This window comes from Streptomyces cacaoi, from assembly GCF_006539165.1.
GTDB lineage: Bacteria > Actinomycetota > Actinomycetes > Streptomycetales > Streptomycetaceae > Streptomyces > Streptomyces cacaoi.
Window position 1 is genome coordinate 1 of the sequence record NZ_BJMM01000153.1, and the last position, 1,902, is coordinate 1,902.

General features: G+C 71.0%; 2 protein-coding genes. Both read right to left on the reverse strand.

The features are described from left to right. Nucleotides 1–77: 77 nt before the first annotated feature. Nucleotides 78–1,034, reverse strand: coding sequence for an aromatase/cyclase (locus SCA03_RS34680; RefSeq protein ID WP_086816938.1), 957 nt, complete (start codon nt 1,032–1,034; stop codon nt 78–80). Nucleotides 1,035–1,053: 19 nt separating this feature from the next. Next, complete coding sequence (locus tag SCA03_RS34685) at nt 1,054–1,833, reverse strand: SDR family NAD(P)-dependent oxidoreductase (RefSeq protein ID WP_086816940.1); 780 nt, start codon at nt 1,831–1,833, stop codon at nt 1,054–1,056. Nucleotides 1,834–1,902: the final 69 nt, after the last annotated feature.

Here is a 1,902-nt window from a genome sequence, read left to right on the forward strand (position 1 = left end):
AGGAGACCCCCGCTCCGTGGAGCCCCCATGCGCATATCCGGCCTGTTGCGGTCCAGACGAGATGTGTGGGGGTCGGTCTACAGGGTGTGGACGGCGGATTCCGCGTGGTGTTTGGCGTGGGTGAGGGTGGTGCGGGAGTTGCGGCTGAGGGCCTTGTGAACGTAGGTGCGGGCGTCGGCGAGGGTGGCGCCGGGGCCCAGGATCTTCTCCACGGCCTCCTCACGCAGGACGACGCTGTGCTGGGAGACGGCCGTCGTCCCGGTGGCGTCGGAGACGACGGACCATTCGCCGGTGTGCGCGTCCATCAGCGCGGGCGTCGTCGTCTGCTTGTAGACGATGCGGCCCGCGTGCGGGAAGCACACCCGGACCGATTCGGTGGTGTGGACGGCGCCGTCCGCCGTGCGGGTGTCCATGGCCAGCCGCTGCACACCGGGGGTGTCCTCGCTCAGCGCGACACGGGCCACGTGCGGCACGGTCTCCGGCCAGTCCTGGGCCCGGTACAGGAAGTCGTGCACCAGCTCGGCGGGGCCGTCCACATGGATCTCGTCCTCGAAGGAGAGGACCAGCTCGTCCAGGCGTGCCCAACGCTCCGCGAACCGCCGGATGTTGCCCAGTTCCGCCCGGGAGTTGACGTCGACGGCCCGCTCGACCCAGGCGAGGTCCTCGGCGCGGTCGCCGTGGGTGGTGAAGTCGTGCAGCAGGGTGAGGCGGCAGCGCTCGGCGCCCTGCTCCTCGACGATCCAGGTGCCGTTCATCGTCCGCACCGGCGCCTGCGGCCGCTCCTGCCGGAAGGTGATACGGCGGGCCTGGGCGTCCAGGACCCGGTGGGAGAGCCAGGAGCGGATCTGCTCCCCGGCCACGGCCCACATCCGCAGCCGCTCGTCCACCCCGTCGAACTCCAGCCGTTCCACGTGCACATTGGGCGGGAAGAACAGCGGCCACCGCACCGGATCGGAGATCAGCCCGTGGACGACCCCCGCCGGAGCGGCCACCTCCACCGCGTGGGAGGTGGTGTGCACACGCTCGCTCGTCATGATGTCGCTCTCCTTCGCTTCAGTAATTGCCCAGCCCGCCGCAGACATTGAGCGCCTGCGCGGTGATGGAGGCGGCCTCCGGGGTGACCAGGTGCCCGACCAGCCCCGCGACCTCCTCCGGGGTGGAGTACCGGCCGAGCGGGATCTTCGCCTCGAACTGCTCGCGCACCCGTTCCTCGGTGGTGTCCCAGGCCGCGGCGTACCCCTGGCGGACCCGCTCGGCCATCGGCGTCTCGACATAGCCGGGGCAGACGGCGTTGACGGTCACCCCGGTCGGCGCCAGCTCCCTGCCGAGCGCCTTGGTGAAGCCGACGACGCCGTGCTTGGAGGCGCTGTAGGGGGCGCCGAGCAGCACGCCCTGTTTCCCGGCGGTGGAGGCGATGTTGACGATCCGGCCGTCCGCCGCGTCCGCGAGCCCGCCGTTCCGCAGGGCTTCCCGGGTGACGAGGAAGACGCTGGTGAGGTTGGTGGCGAGGACGTCGTGCCACAGCTCGTCGGCGATGTCGGCCGTCGGCCCTCCCCCGCTGCGCCCGGCATTGTTGACCAGCACGTTCAGCGGCCCGAACCGCTCGACGGCCGCCCGTACGAACCTGCCGACCTCGGCCGGGTCCCGCACGTCCGCCGCCTGCCCGTCGACTTCGAGCCCCTCCGCCCGCAGCTCCGCGACGGTCTCCTTCACCCTCGCCTCGGACCGCGCACACAGGAACACCCGGAACCCCCGCCGCCCCAACAACCGCACGACGGCAAGCCCGATCCCGCTCGTCCCACCGGTGACCACCGCAACTTTCCTGTCGTTCATGTGTCTTCTCCTTTTCGACATCAGAGGCCCGACCACAGCAACCAGGGCGCCACGGAGCGGGGGTCTCCT